This window comes from Idiomarina solivarensis (genome assembly GCF_033052755.1).
Classification (GTDB): domain Bacteria; phylum Pseudomonadota; class Gammaproteobacteria; order Enterobacterales; family Alteromonadaceae; genus Idiomarina.
This window is the reverse complement of sequence record NZ_JAVFHZ010000004.1, coordinates 94,919-113,631: the sequence shown is the minus strand read 5'-3', so window position 1 is coordinate 113,631 and position 18,713 is coordinate 94,919. Positions and strand designations below refer to the sequence as shown.

The window sequence follows — 18,713 nt, the reverse complement described above, 5'->3', positions numbered from 1 at the left end:
ATTTACCCAAAAATAGGTAGCGCGTTACCCAATAATAGCTCTAAAAGTAACTCTTGATGTGAGTTGTATCTGATTTGGGTTAGTAGCAAAGTCATCAGTTACTGAATAACACAGATTAAAACGGTTTTATGGATAAAGCTTCGGTTACCAACTCACTAAGCGACTTGCACGGGAACCTCGGTTCTCACGCACTTTTGCGATGGTTAACGCTGGGCGCTTTACTGCTTGGTGTGACGTTTTGGGGCAGCTGGAGTGTTATTGTGGTGCTGCTGGCAAAATCAAACGCTGAGTTAAGTGCCAGTCAGTTGATGTCGCTAGTGGCGATAGCTGGCGGCAGTGGAGCAGCCTCGCGTTTGCTGGGAACTCTGGTTGTTAATCGACTGGGGCGTTGGATGCCGGCTGTCATCGCAATGATTATGTTTATGGTCAGTGCTGACAGCTTTGTGCAGTTTTCGGCAACCGAAGTCACTTACTCAATGCTGGCGCTGTTGGCTGCTATGTCAGGTATAGGATGCATGATGTTTGCGCCGGCGTTTGAGTTAACTCGCCAGTCTAAAACGTCGTTAAATTTACCGTTATCTATGAGTGTGGTTATTGGCATGACCATATTCTCGTTGTTCTTGGCGCAGCTAGCGGTACCTCTGTTGGCAACCTGGCCGTTAGGAAGCATAGACTCATCGCTCGTGCTGGAACGCAGTAGCGGTAATTTCTTTGCACGCGTTGATGAAGGCAGGCATATTCTGTTAAACAGCTTTAGCTGTGTCTGGGCTGCCTTGTTTGCTATAGCGGCTGTTTTGAGTGTCGGCGCCGCTGTGTTGTCCCACGACCAGCCGTCATTGCCTAAAGTAAGGGTAAGAAAACTTCTGACTCAGAATGGACACGTCTGGTACTGCAGTATTCTCTACAACATGACCTTTGGTAGTTTTATTGGTTTTGCTATGGCATTGCCATTGGTGCTGGAGCTTGTGTTTGGTTACAGCACCTTAATTTTGGTGTGGATGGGGCCTTTTATCGCACTTCTGGCCCGCCCCTTCGGTCGTTGGTTGGCCGGAATTTTCGGGGGCGCTCTGGTGACGCAAATTAGTTTAGTGCTCATGATGGTATTTGGCGCAATTGCGGGGCGTTATATGTACTTTGCTCAGCATGGTCAAACCGAGCTGTACTTTGAGCCTTTCTTTATGAGTATGCTGGGTCTTATTTTTACCAGTGCGCTGGGGAACGGCTCCGTGGTGGTTACTATGACCAAAGTTTTCCCTCGCATTTATACACATCGGGTATTAATTTGGGCCGGTACTATCGCCATGCTGGGAGCTGTTTACTTGCCGCTGCGTTTTGCCTGGGCGTTAAAGTCGCAAAGTATCGACACCGTTTACATCGACTTTATCGTTTTCTACGTGATAGGGCTTTTTCTCAATGGTGTTATTTATTTGCGCCGGCATGGGCAGTTTTATAATCCATAGCGATTTTTACTGCAGCAGATAGTCCGGAGTAAAGGTAAATAAGACCTCGGTACCGCCGTCGTCCAGTCGTGACATCGTAATCTCACCAGCTAAATTGCGGCTGCGCTCCTGCATAATGGCTAATCCATAGTGATTCACTTTTTCAGCATTTTCCGGTAAGCCCACACCATCATCGGTGATGCGAAGCTCGACGTCCTGCCCACCGGGTTGTGACAAGCTGATTTGAACCTGACTGCCCTGACTATGATTCACTGCGTTTTGACTGGCTTCACGAATAATCTGCAATAAGTGAATTTCTTCGTGTGGCGCTAACGGGATATTATTCAGACGATAGTCGAGGTGAATGGACATATCACTTTGCTCGGTTAACTGCTTAACTGTGGTTTGCAACGCGTTATAAAGCCCTGAGCCGTCCACTTTTAAGCGGAACGTTGTGAGCAGCTCACGCAATTGGCGATAAGCGGAGTTCAGGCCTTCCCGCAGCTCACTGCTGACATCATCAATGGTCGCTTTATCATTCTTTTCAATGCCCTTGTGCAATCGTGTGACTTGTATTTTTAGATAGGATAGGGCTTGTGCCAGGGAATCATGAAGCTCTCGGGCAATCACCGTGCGTTCGTGCATTAGAGCCAATCTGCGGACTTGCTCTTCTTCGGACTTCAGGCTTTGTGATAAGGCCAACTGATCAGCGGTTGAACTCATCAGTTGCTGCTGCCAGGTCGCCAGCGGTTGATTTTGTTCACAACGCACAATGAGCACGCCGTAATCATGGTCTTCCCGTTTTAACACAAAACGGTAAACAAGCTTGTCCTCAATAACGGATGCACCTGGTCCGGCCTTAATACAGGTGGCACAGCTGATTGCTGCACAAGGCTCATGTGAATTGGGGCGTGGCTGTAATTGCAAGAACGGACGGCTGCCTTCTTCGGTCAAAAGGCACAACTCAATGTCTTCAACTTCGCCCACTTCGTAGAGCTTCTCTATGACTTCCTGGTAATTATTGTAATCGTAACTGTGAACAATAATAGAGCGGGCGGTATCGTACAAAAAGGACAGTACTTTATTTTTACGCGACAATTCTTGAGTTTGTTGCTCTACCCGCCGTTCGAGGCCACCGTAAAAATAACTGACGGTTTCTGACATTTTATTCATGGTGCGGGACAGATGACCAATTTCGTCGTCGTTATCTATTTTTGACTTGGCCGTAAAGTCACCCTGGCCCAGTCGTTTGGAAACCGATAGCAGGTGCATAAGGGGCTGGTCAATTTTGCGCTTAAGGACAGTGAGTAGAAAGAAAAAGATAGCGACAATGACAAACGAAGCTAGCGCCAGGGCACTCCGAACCGTCTCCATTCGCTTTTCTGAATGTTGCTGTAACTGACCCACCAGAGTATCAAGCTGGTTAACGTAATTATCGATGGCCTTACTTTGCGCAACGGATAAGTTGCCGAACCCTTGTGTGGCTATCTCAGATTGTAAGCGCTGCCACTCGTTTCGGGCTTCTTGGCCTAACTGTTGGACATTGCCGCCCGCTTTTACTAAATGACGATTCAGGAGCCGCTGCTCCCATAATGCTTCTATGTTCTCTGCCGTTTGCTTTGCCTGAGCGGTTTCGCCGTTAGATAACTGAAACGCAAATTTATAGGCTTTCATGCGGTGCGAACCGGCCACGTTGATCAATTCAGCATCCTGCTCTGATTTTTCCAGCAGCCAAAATGCCGACAGCGACGAGGCACTGGCCACGATCACGATAAGCGCAAGCGATATTCTGAAGACATTAATAATAGAGGCGTTGCGTATCATTCCAAACCATATTCAGGATAACAAAACAGGTACATCATATAGCATTTTCAAAGAGGGAAACAACAAGCGATAACTTTGGGCTACCTCTTTTTTACCACTTTTCAAGATAACTAATAATCAATCGCAATTAGACTAATAAAACTCCTTAGAAATCAATCTATACGGACTAAACTAATATACCCCCTTAGTGGTAGTTTTTAATATATATCAAAGAGTTAAGGGTTTTTAGCTGCTGGCAAGTCGGCTCAGAATCGCGCACACTTCTGCTCACGTATTTATTAGTTAGTGTTAGACGTGGACTGGGAGTCTAATTATGAGTCGTCTGCTTGAAAAACTGCGTTTCTTTAAAACGCAAAAGCAACCATTTTCGGATGGACATGGTGTTACTACCGATGAAGACCGGACGTGGGAACAAAGTTACCGCCAGCGTTGGCAACACGATAAAGTCGTGCGCTCAACGCACGGGGTTAACTGTACCGGTTCCTGCAGCTGGAAAATTTATGTCAAAGATGGTTTGGTGACCTGGGAAACCCAGCAAACCGATTATCCAAGAACTCGGCCTGACTTGCCAAACCATGAACCTCGTGGGTGCCCCCGGGGTGCTAGCTATTCCTGGTATATTTACAGTGCTAACCGCCTGAAGTATCCAAAAGTACGTCAGCAGCTAATGACGTTATGGCGTGAAGCTAAAGAACAACATAAAGACCCGGTCAAAGCCTGGGAATCTATCGTTACCGATCCTAAAAAAGCCAAAAGCTACAAAGAAGCGCGCGGCATGGGTGGTTTTATCCGTGCAGACTGGAAAGAAGTGAATGAAATTATCGCGGCCTCTAACGTCTACACGGCTAAAGAATATGGGCCGGATCGTATCAGTGGTTTCTCACCGATTCCTGCGATGTCGATGGTGTCATACGCCGCTGGCGCGCGTTACTTGTCCTTAATTGGCGCAAACTGTCTGAGTTTCTACGACTGGTACTGTGACTTGCCTCCGTCATCACCACAGGTATGGGGCGAGCAAACAGACGTACCGGAGTCAGCCGACTGGTATAACTCCAACTACATCATTGCCTGGGGTTCTAACGTACCGCAAACTCGCACACCGGATGCGCACTTCTTTACTGAAGTTCGTTATAAAGGAACGAAAACCTGTGTTATTACACCGGATTATTCAGAAGCTTCTAAGTTTGGTGATACCTGGTTAGCACCTCGTCAGGGTACGGATTCTGCATTGGCAATGGCTTTTGGTCACGTCATCCTGAAAGAGTTCTACGTCAACAAACAAAGCCAGTATTTCCACGACTACGTCACTCGCTACACCGACATGCCCATGCTGGTCATGCTGGAGCCGGGCGAGAAAGTATTGAACCAAGGCCGTTTCTTACGCGCCGCCGATTTGGTCGATAACCTGGGTGAAGAAAACAACCCAGACTGGAAAACCATTGCAGTTAACGGTAAAGACCAGCGCCTGACCAGCCCTAACGGCTCCATCGGCTATCGCTGGGGACAATCGGGCAAGTGGAACCTGGAACAAAAAGATAAAGACGGCGATGTCGAATTACAATTGTCACTGAAAGACAATAACGACGAGATTGTCGAAGTGGGCTTCCCATACTTTGGCAGCGCGCCACACGAATATGAGTATTTCCAGCACACTGAGCACGACGAAGTTCAGATCCGTAAAGTGCCGGTGAAGAAAGTCGAATTAGCCAATGGCGAAACCGCTTATGTGGCAACGGTATTTGATTTGATGCTGGCGCAATACGGTGTTGATAACGGTGTCAATGACGAAAACCGTGCGAAAGACTACAACGATGACGTTCCTTACACGCCAGCATGGCAAGAACACATTACCGGTGTAAAGCCAGCCGATGTGATCCGTATTGCCACTGAGTTTGGTCGTAATGCCGACAAAACCAAAGGTCGTTCAATGATCATTGTGGGTGCCGGTGTTAACCACTGGTATCACATGGATATGAGCTATCGCGGCATGATCAACATGCTGATGATGTGTGGTTGTGTGGGTCAATCCGGTGGTGGCTGGGCGCACTATGTGGGTCAGGAAAAATTGCGTCCGCAGACGGGTTGGACACCTCTGGCCTTTGGTCTGGACTGGCAGCGTCCGCCACGTCACATGAACGGTACCTCGTTCTTCTACAATCACTCGAGCCAGTGGCGCTACGAGAAGCTGGACATGAGTGAAATTGTGTCGCCGTTGGCGAACAAAAATAAATGGCAGAGTACCATTTTAGATTACAACACGCGTGCTGAACGCATGGGTTGGTTGCCATCGGCACCACAGCTGAGCCAAAACCCGTTACGTATCGCTGAAGCGGCTAAAGCCGCGGGTAAAGACGTAAAAGAGTATTTGGTTGAGCAGCTTAAAAGTGGTGATGTCCGCTTTGCCTGTGAACAGCCCGATGATCCGAAAAATTTCCCTCGTAGCATGTTTATCTGGCGCTCAAACTTGTTGGGCTCTTCAGGTAAAGGTCACGAGTACATGCTGAAGCACTTACTCGGCACCAAGCATGGTTTGTTGGGTAAGGATTTAGGCGAGTTTGGTGGTAAGAAGCCGGAAGATGTTGAGTGGGTTGATGAAGCGCCAGAAGGCAAAATTGACTTGTTGACCACGCTTGATTTCCGTATGTCGACGACTTGCCTGTATTCAGACATCGTTCTGCCAACGGCGACCTGGTATGAAAAAGACGACATGAATACCTCGGACATGCATCCGTTTATTCACCCATTAACGGCAGCGGTTGACCCGGTTTGGGAAGCGCGCAGTGACTGGGATATTTTCAAAGGTATCGCGAAAGAGTTCTCTCGTGCGAGTGTCGGTCATTTGGGTGTCGAACAAGATGTGGTTACGGTACCACTGCAGCACGACTCTCCCGGAGAGCTGGCACAGCCATACGGTGGTAAAGCCTGGTGGAAAGGTGAATGTGAAGCCATTCCGGGCAAAACCATGCCGAACATCACCGTGGTCGAACGTGACTATCCGAACACCTATAACCGTTTCACCTCGCTGGGTCCGCTAATGGACGAGCTGGGCAACGGTGGTAAAGGCATTAACTGGGATACCAAAGAAGAAGTTGAGTTTCTCGGTAAGTTAAACCGCAAGCACGTTGAAGAAGGCATTAATAAAGGGCGTCCTAAAATTGAATCCGCGATTGATGCATGTGAAACCATCTTGTCGCTGGCGCCTGAAACCAATGGTCATGTGGCGGTGAAAGCCTGGGCTGCGCTGGGCAAACTGACGGGGCGGGATCATACCCATTTGGCCAAGCCGAAAGAGGAAGAGAAGATCCGCTTCCGCGATATTGTCGCGCAGCCTCGTAAGATCATCTCTTCACCAACCTGGTCAGGTCTGGAAGATGAGCATGTATCGTACAACGCCGGTTACACCAACGTTCATGAACTGATCCCATGGCGCACCATTACGGGTCGTCAACAGTTCTATCAGGACCATGAGTGGATGCGTGACTTTGGCGAAACCTTATGTGCGTATAAGCCGCCAATTAACCTGAAAACGGTTGCTCCGGTATTGAACAAGCGCAAAAACGGCAATAAAGAGATTGTTCTGAACTGGATCACGCCACACCAGAAGTGGGGTATCCACAGTACTTACTCTGACAACCTGTTAATGCAGACCTTGTCGCGTGGCGGACCTATTGTATGGCTCAGTGAAGTGGACGCGAAGGCCGCGGGCATTGAAGACAACGACTGGATGGATATTTTCAACGTGAACGGCGCAATCTGTGCCCGTGCCGTGGTATCGCAGCGAGTGCCTGAAGGTATGAGCATGATGTATCACGCACAGGAACGTATCTTGAATATGCCGGGTTCTGAGTTAACCGGTACCCGTGGGGGTATTCACAACTCAGTCACGCGTGTGGTTATGAAGCCGACCCATATGATCGGCGGCTACGCACAACAAGCCTATGGCTTTAACTATTACGGGACAGTTGGCTGTAACCGCGATGAATTCGTGGTGGTCCGCAAGATGGACAAAGTCGACTTCCTGGACACTGAATAATTCGGAGTGGGGACAACACGATGAAAGTAAGAGCTCAAATTGGCATGGTGCTGAATTTGGACAAGTGTATCGGCTGTCATACTTGCTCCATCACCTGCAAAAACGTCTGGACCTCGCGTGAAGGGGTCGAGTATGCCTGGTTCAACAACGTTGAAACCAAGCCGGGCATTGGTTTCCCGAAAGAATGGGAAAATCAGGATAAATGGAACGGCGGCTGGTCACGCAATAAAAAGGGCAACCTGGAGCTGAAAATTGGTAGCAAACGCCGCGTGCTGGCGAACATTTTCGGTAACCCGGACTTGCCTGAAATTGACGACTATTACGAGCCGTTCGATTTTGACTACCAACATCTGCACACGGCTAAGCCGAGTAAACATCAGCCGACCGCACGTCCGCGCTCGCTGATTACCGGCAAGCGTATGGAAAAGGTTGAATGGGGTCCGAACTGGGAAGAGATTCTGGGGACTGAATTCGAGAAGCGGAAAAAAGACAAGAACTTCGACGATGTGGTGCAAAAAGACATGTACGGTCAGTTTGAAAAGACCTTCATGATGTATTTGCCTCGTTTGTGCGAACACTGCCTGAACCCGGCCTGTGTCGCGGCTTGTCCTTCAGGCGCTATCTACAAGCGTGAAGAAGACGGTATTGTTCTGATTGATCAGGACAAGTGTCGTGGCTGGCGGATGTGTGTTTCTGGTTGTCCGTATAAGAAAATTTACTATAACTGGAAAACCGGTAAATCAGAAAAATGTACGTTCTGTTACCCAAGGATTGAAGCCGGTCAACCGACTACCTGTTCTGAAACTTGTGTGGGTCGTATCCGTTACTTAGGCGTGTTGCTGTATGATGCCGACCGCATTGAAGAAGCGGCAAACACACCGAACGAGCAGGATCTGTACGAAGAACAGCTGGGTATCTTCCTGGATCCTCATGATCCAGAAGTACAAGAAGCGGCACGCAAGGAAGGCATTGCCGAGAACTGGATTGCAGCGGCTCAGCGTTCGCCCGTGTACATGATGGCAATGCAATGGAAAGTGGCACTGCCACTGCACCCTGAATACCGCACCTTACCGATGGTTTGGTATGTGCCACCACTGTCGCCTATTCAAAGCGCGGTAGAAGCGGGTCACGTCGGCATGGACGGTGAAATTCCAGATCTGAAGTCACTGCGTATTCCACTGCGTTATCTGGCTAACCTTCTGACCGCCGGCGATGAAAAGCCGATTGTTCGGGCACTGGAGCGGATGATTGCGATGCGTTCTTATAAACGCTCGGAACATGTCGACGGTGTTGAAGACTTAGCGGTACTGGAACAGGTTGGACTGACCAAGAATCAGGTGGAAGAAATGTACCGTTACATGGCGTTGGCGGATTATGAAGACCGCTTTGTCATTCCGACCAGCCACCGCGCTTACGCCGAAAATGCCTATGACGTTAAAGGCGGCTGTGGCTTCAGTTTCGGCAACGGCTGTAGCGACGGAAACAACGACGTGAACTTGTTTGGTGCTAAAAAGCAGACGGTTCGTCAAGTCATCCCTGTGACCATGAAGGAGTAATCAGCATGCAGGTATTACAAGTGATTTCTTTTTTGCTGGATTACCCCAAACCCGAGCTTTTAGAAGCTCGGGCGGAGTTAGAGCAACTGATTCAACAGTCGCCTTTAGGCGCTGACGATAAGGCAGCGTTGGAAGCCTTTATTGAACACCGAGCCAATATGTCCTTAATGGACTGGCAGTCGGAATACGATGGCTTGTTTGAGCGGGGCCGTGCATTGTCGCTGCTTTTGTTCGAACACGTACATGGTGAGTCTCGCGATCGTGGTCAGGCGATGGTGAACTTGATGAACCAGTATAAAACCGCGGGCCTTGAGCTGGACGTTAAAGAGCTGCCGGATTATATCCCTTTGTACCTTGAGTTTTTATCCACTCAGGGCGATGAAAATGCGCGTCTGGGCTTAGAGGAAGTGGCTCATATCCTGGCCTTACTCACCGCAAGACTGGAGCAGCGTGGTAGTAATTACTCACTGTTGTTCCAGACACTGCTCAGCATTTCTGGTGTGCAGATAGACCTGGATGATGTCCGCCAGCAGATCGCTAATGAAAAACGCGATGACACCAGTAAAGAGCTGGACAAAGTGTGGGAAGAAGAGGCCGTTACCTTCGCGGGTAATGACCAGATGCAAGGTTGTCCAACCGCGCAGAACCGTCCATCAGAGGGTCAGCGCCGGGATCAATACGTGCCATTGAACACCGACGATTTAGCACAGCCGCGTAAAGTGTCGGGTATTTGAGGAGATTACCATGAGCTATCTAAATATGTTGGCCTTCGGCATATACCCTTTTATTGCCCTGGCTGTCTTTTTTATCGGAACCTGGATCCGCTACGACCGTGAACAGTACACCTGGAAAACGTCGTCGAGCCAAATGTTAGAAAGTAAACAGCTGCGTAAGGGCAGTCTGCCGTTCCATATTGGTATTCTGGGTATCTTTTTTGGTCACCTGGTCGGCTTGTTGATGCCCAAACCCGTTTGGCACCTATTAGGTGTGAGTAGTGAGATGAAGCAATGGATTGCTATTATAGCCGGCGGTATTTTTGGGTTAATTTGCTTGTATGGTCTGGCTATCTTAATTAACCGTCGTATGAGCAATGTTCGGGTTCGGGCCACCAGTAGCCTGATGGATATTCTACTGCTGTGGTTTTTACTGTTACAGCTGGCTTTAGGTTTGATTTCAATTTATTACTCCGTCAGCCATGTTGTTCATGGTGCCGAAGGCGAAAAAGCGGGGGTCATGTTGATGTTAATGACCTGGGCTCAGAATATTTTCACGCTGGACCCTATTGAAGCGGTAGCGGCTATCAGTAACCCTCAAATTGAGTGGGTATTTAAGTTGCACGTGTTTATCGGAATGACCATTTTCTTAATCTTTCCGTTTACCCGGTTGGTTCATATGTTCAGTGCACCAATACAGTACTTGGGACGTCAGCATCAGATAGTGCGTAAACGTTTCGCTCGTCAGCTTTAGGTTTATCGAGAGGGGCAACCCTCTCAAGGAAGGTCGTTATGATACAAGTGAATCAAGTAGAAATTGCGGAGAAAGAGATACTGGCCGAAATGCAGTATCACCCGGCCGATAGCCATGAACAGGCTATGGCGCAAGCCGCTGAGGCTTTGGTTATTGGCGAGTTGTTCAAACAGCGGGCAAAAGAGTTAGGCATTGAAGTGCTGGATGATGCGTCACAAGGCAGTGAAGATGACTTCATTGAAAGGCTGATTGAACGTGAAGTCGACCGTCCAGAAGCCGACGACCAGTTTTGTCAGCAGTACTATGAACAAAACCCGGAGCGCTTTAAAACATCCCCTATTGTTGAAGCTCGTCACATTTTGTTAGCAGCGGCGCCAGACGATGATTTGGAGCGGGTGAATGCAAAACGTATGGCTGAGCAGCTTATTCAGCAATTGCAGGAAGGCGATGACTTGGGTCAGCTTGCGCGCCAGTACTCTTCATGTCCGTCAAAGGAAACCGATGGGAATCTTGGACAGTTGAGTAAAGGCCAGACGGTTCCCGAGTTTGAGCGTCAACTGTTTACAGCTGAAGAAGGTCTGGTGAAATACCCGATAGAAACCCGGTACGGATTTCATGTGGTGTCGGTTGATCATAAGATTGAAGGCAAGCCGTTACCCTATGACGCAGTAAAAGACAAAATTGCTGAGTATCTTGAAGAGAAGGTGCATCGCAAAGCCGTTTCTCAGTATATTCAGGCATTGGCTAATGAGGCCAATATTAAAGGCTTCGATTTTGCTAATACGGGCTCACCTTTACTGCAATAAGCAGCACTACTTTTGATACTATGGCACCCAAATGGGTGCCTTTTTATTTTTTGGAGTAAGACAATGGAAGCCGTATTTTGGCATGATCGTTGGAAAAATCAGCAAATTGGCTTTCATCAGCCGAACACTCATGAATTATTGCTTAAGTATTTTTCAGGTGTTGTGAAACCGGGAGCAAAAGTATTTGTGCCATTATGCGGCAAATCAAAGGATATGCTGTGGTTATTAGAAAAGGGCTATCGTGTTTTCGGTATTGAATTGAGTGAACTGGCGGTAAAGCAGTTCTTTGAAGAGAACCAGCTAACGCCCACGGTGACCACACGAGGAAACTTCAAGGAATACGCACAGGATGAACTAGTGATATGGGTTGGCGACTTTTTCGAACTGGCTAATAGTGACCTGGCTGACATTGATGCCTGGTATGACCGTGCCGCGATGATCGCTTTACCGCCAGAAATGCGGCAACGTTACGTTCAGCAGCTGTGTCAGCAATTACCGCAACAAGCTAAAGGTTTGTTAATTACCTTACAGTACCCCGATGGCTTCCGTGAGGGGCCGCCGTTCTCCGTCTCCGAAGGGGAAGTGGAAATCGGTTACGGTCAGCGTTTTAGCGTCGAACAATTGGAGTCCGCTGGAAGTACGGTGAATGGAATACAATCCGGCGATGACTCAGTTGCCGAGCAAGTATATAAGCTGGATTAATTCATTAACTTATTACGCTGTAAGATCTTCTCTGTGCGGCGCGCTAGTTTTTCCATAAACACTAAATCGGCCAATGTTGGCTCTGCCAATTCATTATCGAGGTCTGCCTGCCATTGGCTGACCTCAGCATCCAGCATTTCCATCATCTTTTTCGAACACCCACGACAAATGCCCTGGCACATGTCTGCTTCTTTCAGGCCAAAGGGAATATGCTGGCGAATAACACCGAGTAACTGATACATGGCCGTTTTGGTATCGGGTTTACGCGTCATTTTTCCTCCAGTAAGTTCTCCGACATGTTCTGGATGTGTTGATTAACTTCGCGGTTGTACTGCTCCATTTCTTCGAGTTTCATTTGCGCCAGTTTGCGGTCATCTGTTTTGATCGCATCGACAACGGCTTGTGCGCACAAATGTACTTGATCGTGAGGCGCTTCAATTGCCTGATAACTTGCGTGTGATTTAAAGCGCTCGCGGAACAACTCTGAGTAATACCAACGGGCGATGCCGCATTCGTCAGAGTCAACGACATTACAATCGTGAGCAGCCAAGGTGCCTAAGTAAACGCGGTAAACGTCCATTCGCAATTGCATTTCTTCAATATTGGCCAGTTCAATTTGAGCCAGTAACGCACTGTTGGAAATGCTACCGGTAAGCTGCTTAATGTGTTGATTTTCATCAGCCAGCGATTCTAGATAACGCTTGGTTGAATCGATATTGTCACGGGTTGTCTGGATAGCTTCAACACTGCGGGAATGACTTAAATCAACGCCCTGAACGATTTGTTCAACTTTGTCGTTAATCCTGTCGGTTAACTCGGTTGTGCGTTGAGACAACGAGCGGACTTCATTAGCGACAACGGTGAAGCCGCGACCATGTTCTCCGGCCCGAGCCGCTTCAATATTGGCGTTTAAACTGAGTAAGTTGGTAGTCTCTGCAACACCACGAACATCGCCGCTGGTTTGCTCAATTTCTTTAGTGTGACTTTTCAACGAGGCAATACTGCCTGAGGTTGATTCAATATCATTAACGATAGCACCCAGGTTGCCTACCACGGCTGCCATTGTTGACTCACCCGTCTGGTTGTTTTCGTCAATGGTTAAAATGGTTTCGCGCTCACGTTGAAGCAAGTCACTTAATCGGGCGAACGTATTTTGATAGCCAGCCAGAGACTCGGTGAAGTTTTCGATAAACCCGAACCGTTGTTGGTAGTCGCTGAGCTCTTTTTCTTGTTGAGACAGGGTTTGGTTGGCCGCTTCCAGCTGTTGAGTTAACTGAGAATTTTCGTTCTCCAGTTGAGTAATACGACGTTGCAGTAGCTGCTGGGCGTCGGAGCATTGATGGCGGCGGATAAAACCCAATTTTTCAATCAGTTGCATTGAGTTTCCTTCAAATTTGAATGCAGGCCTCTGCGGTTGGCAGAGGCCTGACTGGTTGGGGTTACACAGATTTGTGCTTTAACCCTTTTACGACTTGCCAGCTGATGCCTAAGGCGCCGACGATGAAGACCATGTCACCCACGGTACGGAACCAACGTAGGTTCTGAAGCAGAGGCTGTTGCATGAAGGCTTCACTGCGGGCGTACCACAAACCTTCAGTCGCAGCTGCGTAGAACTGGATGAAGCCGACTGGTAGCAAGCTGGTGAAGAGCATCAGTGCCAGACCAATGTTCATGGTCCAGAAGGCCATTTTCATCAGTTTCTCGTCGAACTGCAGGTTCGGACGAATGTAGCGCAGTATTAGCAGTACAAAGCCCAGTGCCAGGAAGCCGTACACACCGAATAAAGCTGCGTGTGCGTGAGTTGGCGTGGTGTTCAGACCTTGTACGTAGTACAGCGAAATAGGCGGGTTTATCATAAAGCCTAGTACGCCGGCGCCGAGCATGTTCCAGAACGCAACGGCAACGAAACACAGTAATGGCCACTTAAGGCGTTGCATCCAGTCTGCACGTTTTTGCAGGCTGTAGTTTTCCCAGGCTTCATAGCCCAACACGATAAGCGGCACCACTTCCAGAGCAGAGAAGGTTGCACCAACCGCCATGACCGGGGTGGTAGTACCTGCAAAGTAGAGATGGTGGAAAGTACCCGGTACGCCACCCAACATGAACAACGACGCTGAAGCAAGCGCAGCAACAGTAGCCATACGTCGGGAGACCAGTCCCATGCTATGGAAAATGAAGGCTAGTGAGGCAGTGGCAAATACTTCAAAGAAGCCTTCTACCCATAGGTGAACAATCCACCAGCGCCAGTATTCCATGATAGAAATGTGAGTACGCTCTCCGTAGAAGAAGCCGGCACCGTAGAACAGGCCAATAGCAACAACAGAAGCAGTAAATAAAGCCAGTAAGTTCTTGTCGCCTTTGGTTTTAAATGCACCGACAACACAGCGCATCATGAGTATTAGCCAGAAAACGATACCGAGGAACTTACCAATCTGCCACAGACGACCTAAATCGACGTATTCATAGCCCTGGTGACCTAACCAGAAGTTCAGGTGTTCAGGCATGATTTGCGCTATGGCTAACCAGTTACCGATAAAGGTACCTGCGACAACCAGAACCAATGCCCAGAACAGGATGTCGACACCCAGTTTCTGATACTTAGGATCTTTACCACCGTTAATAATCGGGGCAAGGAAGAGCCCTGCAGACAGGAATCCGGTCGCGATCCAGAACATAGCAGCCTGAATATGCCAGGTGCGGGTGAGTGAGTAGGGGAACCACTCGGAAATATTAATACCGTAGAATTCTTGTCCTTCTACTGTGTAGTGCGCGGTAAGACCACCCATTAACACCTGGAAAGTGAACAGAGCAACAACGATAAACAAATATTTGCCCAAGGCTTTTTGCGATGGAGTCAGCTTAACCTTAGCAATAGGATCATGCTCTGGCGCAACCAGTTCCTCTTCTTCTTTGTCGCGTAAGAATGCCCACGCCCAAATTAAGAAACCAATACCGGCAATTAACAGAATAACACTGACAATTGACCAGATAATGTTTTCTGCGCTTGGCACGTTATCTATCAATGTTTCATGTGGCCAGTTGTTGGTATAGGTGATGTCTGCACCAGGACGCTCAGTAGCAGCTGCCCATGCTGTCCAGAAAAAGAAGTCATTCATTACCGCGCGGCGAGCTTCCGAAGGCAGAGTGTTTTCCTTCATTGCATAGCTTACGCGAGTAGGACGAAGCTCCGGGTCATCGCTGAACAGTTTTGAGTAGTACTCACCGGTTTGCTCAATAGCCTGGATGCGTCGTTCACTAAGAATAACGGTGTCTGAGGCTTTGTCGTAGGCGTTGGTGCGATACTCTTCCTTAAGTTCGTACTCAAGTTGGTTCTGTTGTACACCAGTAAGCTGTTCATAAGGCTTATCGAAGACTTCGTGGGCGCGAATGTCTAACCAGGCTAGCAACTCACGGTGTAGCCAGTCAGCTGTCCAGTCAGGGGCTTGATAAGCACCATGTCCCCAAATGGAACCGAGCTGCATGCCGCCAACCGACTGCCAGGCTGTTTGTCCATCTAAAACCGATTCCTCGGTTGCAATTACGTTACCATTAGTACTCATGAACTTATCCGGAATAGGCGGAGCCTCCCGGTAAACTTCCGTTCCAAAATACCCTAAAACGCCAAAGGTAATTGCAAGAACTGCAATTAGTGTCCACCAAAGCTTACGATACCCGGCCATTGTTGACCTCCTTGATGCTGAACAGCTTCATGTTGTTACTCCATAGGTTTATGAACAGAGAATTTCGATTAATTCACTATGCGCTGACCTAATAGCAATATTGAGGCCATAATTTAACTAATTGATTATTATTAGAAATATATTCATAAGGGTTCTAATGACTGAGTTTTGCTAGGTTGTTTTCACTGTTAGGGTTAAAAGTACCTTAAAGGTTATTTATACCCTAAAAGAGGTATTGCTTCGGAGTAATTGGGCGAATGCTTCTTTCTGCTTAAACCTTGAGCGGGATCAAAGCACTCTTAGCAGAGTCTCCTATGCTAGAAACACAATATGTAGTGCTTAGTTTTAAATAATTAACGATATATGGTGTTTTATGCCGGTTTACCCTACAAGCTTACATTACAGTGCGGAGCAAATTGTCTGGCAGGAGGTTCCTGGAAAGGTTGCCTTAGCGTACACCATTACCGGCTGCCCGGTTGGCTGTAAAGGTTGTCATAGCGTCGATAGCTGGCCTGTGGGAAGCGGTTCGCCGTTGACCCGCGAGCATTTGGCAACGCAGCTGCAAAAATACCATGGACTCATCAGTTGCGTTTTATTTCTGGGCGGTGAATGGCAGCCCGCAGCACTACTCAAATTACTAAAGCAAGTAAGAAATGAAGGCTTAGAGACTTGCCTATATACCGGCTATGAAAATGTCTTACTGACGCTTCGTGAACAACTGACTTATTTGAAAACAGGGCCTTGGATCGCATCCCGGGGAGGGCTGGAAAGTCCAACGACCAACCAACGCTTTTATGATTTACGGACACAGCAGTTATTGAACTGCGAGTTTCAAACAGGAGAATAATTATGTTGCGCTTAAACGAAGAACAAGTCACTGGCAAAGTCGATTTCATTCATGAGTATCTGCACGCACAAAACGCGGCTGACGGCTCTAAAATGGATGCAAACGCCAACGTCACACAAAAGAATATAGCAACGCTTGAAGCCGAATTAATGAAAGACTTCTTTGTGCAAGTTAACCGCAAACAGGTCAGCAATAAAATTAGTGAGCTTTTTGGTCATGATTTGGCGAAAGAGTATGTTCGTCAAATTGAAGATCACGAAATTTACGTACACGACGAGACCAGCCTGAAACCCTACTGTGTTTCGGTCACCATGTACCCATTTTTACGTGACGGCTTAACCAAGCTTGGCGGCGAATCTCTGGCGCCTAAGCATTTGGAGTCATTCTGTGGGACTTTTGTTAATTTTGTTTTTGCCGTCAGTTCGCAGTTTGCCGGTGCTGTGGCTACGGTCGAGTTTTTAACTTATTTCGATTACTTCGCCCGCAAAGACTACGGTGACGACTATTTAAACACCCACCGTCACCAAATAGAAAATCACCTACAACACGTGGTTTATGCGCTGAATCAGCCTGCGGCGGCGCGGGGTTACCAGAGTGTGTTCTGGAACATTTCTATTTACGACCAGCATTACTTTGAGAGCATGTTTGGCGAATTTGTCTTCCCAGCCGATTTCACTAAACCCGAGTGGGAGTCAGTGAGCGCATTACAGGACTTCTTCCTGGACTGGTTTAATAAGGAACGGGAGAAAACTATTTTGACTTTCCCAGTCGTGACAGTAGCCATGCTGACAAATGAAGGGAAATGCAAAGACCAGATGTTTGCCGAAAAAATAGCTGGCGAAATGGCAAACGGGAATTCTTTCTTTGTTTATTTATCTGATAATGCCGACTCGTTAGCGTCGTGTTGCCGACTACGTAGCGAAATTAGCGACAATACGTTTTCTTATACCTTGGGTGCCGGTGGGGTTGCGACAGGCTCCATTAATGTTATCACCATGAATATGAATCGACTGGTGCAGGATGGCCGGGACTTAGAGGTAGAAATCAGAAAAATCCATAAATATCAGGTGGCTTACAGAAAGCTGATGGAAGAATACAAAGAAGCGGGTCTGTTAACGGTGTATGACGCGGGCTTTATTACTCTGGACAAGCAGTTTCTGACGATTGGCATTAACGGCATGGTTGAAGCGGCGGAATCGCAAGGCATTACTGCAGGGAATAATTCGGGCTATAAAGACTTTGTGCAGAGCCATTTGAAAGTGATTTATGACGCTAATAAAGAGGCTAAAAAAGAGTACGGTTATATGTTCAACACCGAGTTTGTACCAGCCGAAAACTTAGGTGTTAAAAACGCCAAATGGGATAAGGCGGACGGATATCAGGTAAGCCGTGACTGCTACAACTCGTATTTTTATGCGGTAGAAGACGATGATGCCAACGCGCTGGATAAGTTTGTGCTTCATGGTAAAGAGCTTATCGAGTATCTGGATGGGGGATCAGCGCTGCATTTAAATATGGATGAAAAACTGAATACCTCAGGCTATTTGTCATTACTCAATATTGCGGCAAAAACAGGGTGTAATTACTTCTGCATTAACGTCAAAATCACCATTTGTAATGCCTGTGAGCAGATTGATAAACGCACCTTAAGTGAATGCTCCAGTTGTGGTTCTGCGGACATTGATTATGGCACCCGGGTTATTGGCTATCTAAAACGCGTGTCGGCATTCAGTGCGGGCCGCCGTAAAGAACACCATTTGCGTCACTACCACCGCAAGCAGCCTGCAGAGGTTGCTGTGGGGGCTGCTCAGGCCAATATCGGTCTGCGTAAAGCCAGTTAAAATACCGCAAAGTACCCACAAAGAGGGAGTTGATCTCCCTCTTTTTTCACGCCTTAAATTTGTGCCTTTATGCTATTCTCCGCGCACTTCCGGAAATTTAGGTGAAGCCATGGAAATCAATAGCTATAAAGACTTTATCAACGCAGCAAAACAACAACACGAGCCACAACGCTTGTTGTTTGTACTGGCAAAAGCGCAGCTCCCCGAGCAACCGACGGACAATCAGAAAAAGCAATTCGAAACACAGGAAGGCGGCACCTTAGAGCCGGTACTGTGTGTCGACAAATTGCCCGAAGAAGTTGAGGACTTTTCTGCTCTGGTGGAAGAATCTAAACGTACGGATATTGATTGGGACATCGCGTTTATTAGCGCAATGGACGGTCGCGGAGGTCATCCAATTTCAAGTGACGAAGCCAGCCAACCATTGGAAATGATGGTGCAGCAAATTCAGGCCGGCATGATAAAACACTTTTTAACCATTAACCGACAAGGAGAGTTGGTGCAGTTACTGTAGAGGG

General features: G+C 47.9%; 14 protein-coding genes. 10 read left to right on the top strand and 4 right to left on the bottom strand.

What is annotated here, in order from left to right:
- The first annotated feature begins 128 nt into the window (after positions 1–128).
- Positions 129–1,460: an MFS transporter gene (locus RBK99_RS08080; RefSeq protein ID WP_317504092.1), complete on the top strand. Its 1,332-nt coding sequence runs from the start codon at positions 129–131 to the stop codon at positions 1,458–1,460.
- Positions 1,461–1,466: 6 nt separating this feature from the next.
- On the opposite strand, the gene RBK99_RS08075 is transcribed toward RBK99_RS08080, so the two are convergent.
- Complete coding sequence (locus tag RBK99_RS08075) at positions 1,467–3,263, bottom strand: ATP-binding protein (protein ID WP_317504091.1); 1,797 nt, start codon at positions 3,261–3,263, stop codon at positions 1,467–1,469.
- Between the two features lie 313 nt (positions 3,264–3,576).
- Between RBK99_RS08075 and RBK99_RS08070 the strand changes: the two genes are divergently transcribed.
- The 6 genes from RBK99_RS08070 to tmpT all read left to right on the top strand — a co-directional run bounded on the left by RBK99_RS08070 (position 3,577) and on the right by tmpT (position 11,827).
- Complete coding sequence (locus RBK99_RS08070) at positions 3,577–7,296, top strand: nitrate reductase subunit alpha (RefSeq protein ID WP_317504090.1); 3,720 nt, start codon at positions 3,577–3,579, stop codon at positions 7,294–7,296.
- 20 nt (positions 7,297–7,316) lie between these two features.
- A complete protein-coding gene (narH, locus tag RBK99_RS08065; RefSeq protein WP_317504089.1) occupies positions 7,317–8,852 on the top strand; it encodes a nitrate reductase subunit beta in 1,536 nt (511 codons plus the stop codon).
- 5 nt (positions 8,853–8,857) lie between these two features.
- Positions 8,858–9,586, top strand: coding sequence for a nitrate reductase molybdenum cofactor assembly chaperone (gene narJ, locus RBK99_RS08060; RefSeq protein WP_317504088.1), 729 nt, complete (start codon positions 8,858–8,860; stop codon positions 9,584–9,586).
- A gap of 10 nt (positions 9,587–9,596) precedes the next feature.
- Positions 9,597–10,319 carry a respiratory nitrate reductase subunit gamma gene (gene narI / locus RBK99_RS08055; protein WP_317504087.1) on the top strand — a complete coding sequence of 241 codons (723 nt, stop codon included), beginning with the start codon at positions 9,597–9,599 and terminating at the stop codon, positions 10,317–10,319.
- Between the two features lie 38 nt (positions 10,320–10,357).
- Positions 10,358–11,125 carry a peptidylprolyl isomerase gene (locus RBK99_RS08050; protein WP_317504086.1) on the top strand — a complete coding sequence of 256 codons (768 nt, stop codon included), beginning with the start codon at positions 10,358–10,360 and terminating at the stop codon, positions 11,123–11,125.
- 63 nt (positions 11,126–11,188) lie between these two features.
- Complete coding sequence (gene tmpT, locus RBK99_RS08045) at positions 11,189–11,827, top strand: thiopurine S-methyltransferase (protein WP_317504085.1); 639 nt, start codon at positions 11,189–11,191, stop codon at positions 11,825–11,827.
- Here the strand turns inward: tmpT and RBK99_RS08040 are convergent.
- From RBK99_RS08040 to RBK99_RS08030, 3 genes are all read right to left on the bottom strand, one after another.
- The gene (locus RBK99_RS08040; RefSeq protein WP_317504084.1) at positions 11,824–12,099 is read right to left on the bottom strand and encodes a hypothetical protein; all 276 of its coding nucleotides are present in this window, start codon (positions 12,097–12,099) and stop codon (positions 11,824–11,826) included. The genes tmpT and RBK99_RS08040 overlap by 4 nt on opposite strands.
- The gene (locus RBK99_RS08035; protein ID WP_317504083.1) at positions 12,096–13,205 is read right to left on the bottom strand and encodes a methyl-accepting chemotaxis protein; all 1,110 of its coding nucleotides are present in this window, start codon (positions 13,203–13,205) and stop codon (positions 12,096–12,098) included. Before RBK99_RS08035 ends, RBK99_RS08040 begins: the two co-directional genes overlap by 4 nt.
- Positions 13,206–13,266: 61 nt before the next feature.
- A complete protein-coding gene (locus RBK99_RS08030) occupies positions 13,267–15,507 on the bottom strand; it encodes a nitric-oxide reductase large subunit (protein ID WP_317504082.1) in 2,241 nt (746 codons plus the stop codon).
- A gap of 373 nt (positions 15,508–15,880) precedes the next feature.
- Between RBK99_RS08030 and nrdG the strand changes: the two genes are divergently transcribed.
- The 3 genes from nrdG to RBK99_RS08015 all read left to right on the top strand — a co-directional run bounded on the left by nrdG (position 15,881) and on the right by RBK99_RS08015 (position 18,709).
- Positions 15,881–16,354 (top strand): anaerobic ribonucleoside-triphosphate reductase activating protein, encoded by a 474-nt coding sequence (gene nrdG / locus RBK99_RS08025; protein WP_317504081.1) that lies wholly within the window; start codon positions 15,881–15,883, stop codon positions 16,352–16,354.
- Between the two features lie 2 nt (positions 16,355–16,356).
- Positions 16,357–18,195, top strand: coding sequence for an anaerobic ribonucleoside-triphosphate reductase (nrdD, locus tag RBK99_RS08020; protein WP_317504080.1), 1,839 nt, complete (start codon positions 16,357–16,359; stop codon positions 18,193–18,195).
- A 109-nt stretch (positions 18,196–18,304) separates the two neighbouring features.
- A complete protein-coding gene (locus RBK99_RS08015) occupies positions 18,305–18,709 on the top strand; it encodes a ribonucleotide reductase subunit alpha (protein ID WP_317504079.1) in 405 nt (134 codons plus the stop codon).
- The last annotated feature ends 4 nt before the right edge of the window (positions 18,710–18,713 follow it).

Excerpts from the sequence above, each read along its gene's own strand:
- RBK99_RS08035 (WP_317504083.1), bottom strand. The coding sequence starts at position 13,205 with ATGCAACTGATTGAAAAATTGGGTTTTATCCGCCGCCATCAATGCTCC.
- nrdD (WP_317504080.1), top strand. The coding sequence starts at position 16,357 with ATGTTGCGCTTAAACGAAGAACAAGTCACTGGCAAAGTCGATTTCATT.
- narI (WP_317504087.1), top strand. The coding sequence starts at position 9,597 with ATGAGCTATCTAAATATGTTGGCCTTCGGCATATACCCTTTTATTGCC.
- RBK99_RS08040 (WP_317504084.1), bottom strand. The coding sequence starts at position 12,099 with ATGACGCGTAAACCCGATACCAAAACGGCCATGTATCAGTTACTCGGT.
- RBK99_RS08050 (WP_317504086.1), top strand. The coding sequence starts at position 10,358 with ATGATACAAGTGAATCAAGTAGAAATTGCGGAGAAAGAGATACTGGCC.
- nrdG (WP_317504081.1), top strand. The coding sequence starts at position 15,881 with ATGCCGGTTTACCCTACAAGCTTACATTACAGTGCGGAGCAAATTGTC.
- RBK99_RS08070 (WP_317504090.1), top strand. The coding sequence starts at position 3,577 with ATGAGTCGTCTGCTTGAAAAACTGCGTTTCTTTAAAACGCAAAAGCAA.
- narH (WP_317504089.1), top strand. The coding sequence starts at position 7,317 with ATGAAAGTAAGAGCTCAAATTGGCATGGTGCTGAATTTGGACAAGTGT.
- RBK99_RS08015 (WP_317504079.1), top strand. The coding sequence starts at position 18,305 with ATGGAAATCAATAGCTATAAAGACTTTATCAACGCAGCAAAACAACAA.
- RBK99_RS08030 (WP_317504082.1), bottom strand. The coding sequence starts at position 15,507 with ATGGCCGGGTATCGTAAGCTTTGGTGGACACTAATTGCAGTTCTTGCA.
- narJ (WP_317504088.1), top strand. The coding sequence starts at position 8,858 with ATGCAGGTATTACAAGTGATTTCTTTTTTGCTGGATTACCCCAAACCC.
- RBK99_RS08080 (WP_317504092.1), top strand. The coding sequence starts at position 129 with ATGGATAAAGCTTCGGTTACCAACTCACTAAGCGACTTGCACGGGAAC.
- RBK99_RS08075 (WP_317504091.1), bottom strand. The coding sequence starts at position 3,263 with ATGATACGCAACGCCTCTATTATTAATGTCTTCAGAATATCGCTTGCG.
- tmpT (WP_317504085.1), top strand. The coding sequence starts at position 11,189 with ATGGAAGCCGTATTTTGGCATGATCGTTGGAAAAATCAGCAAATTGGC.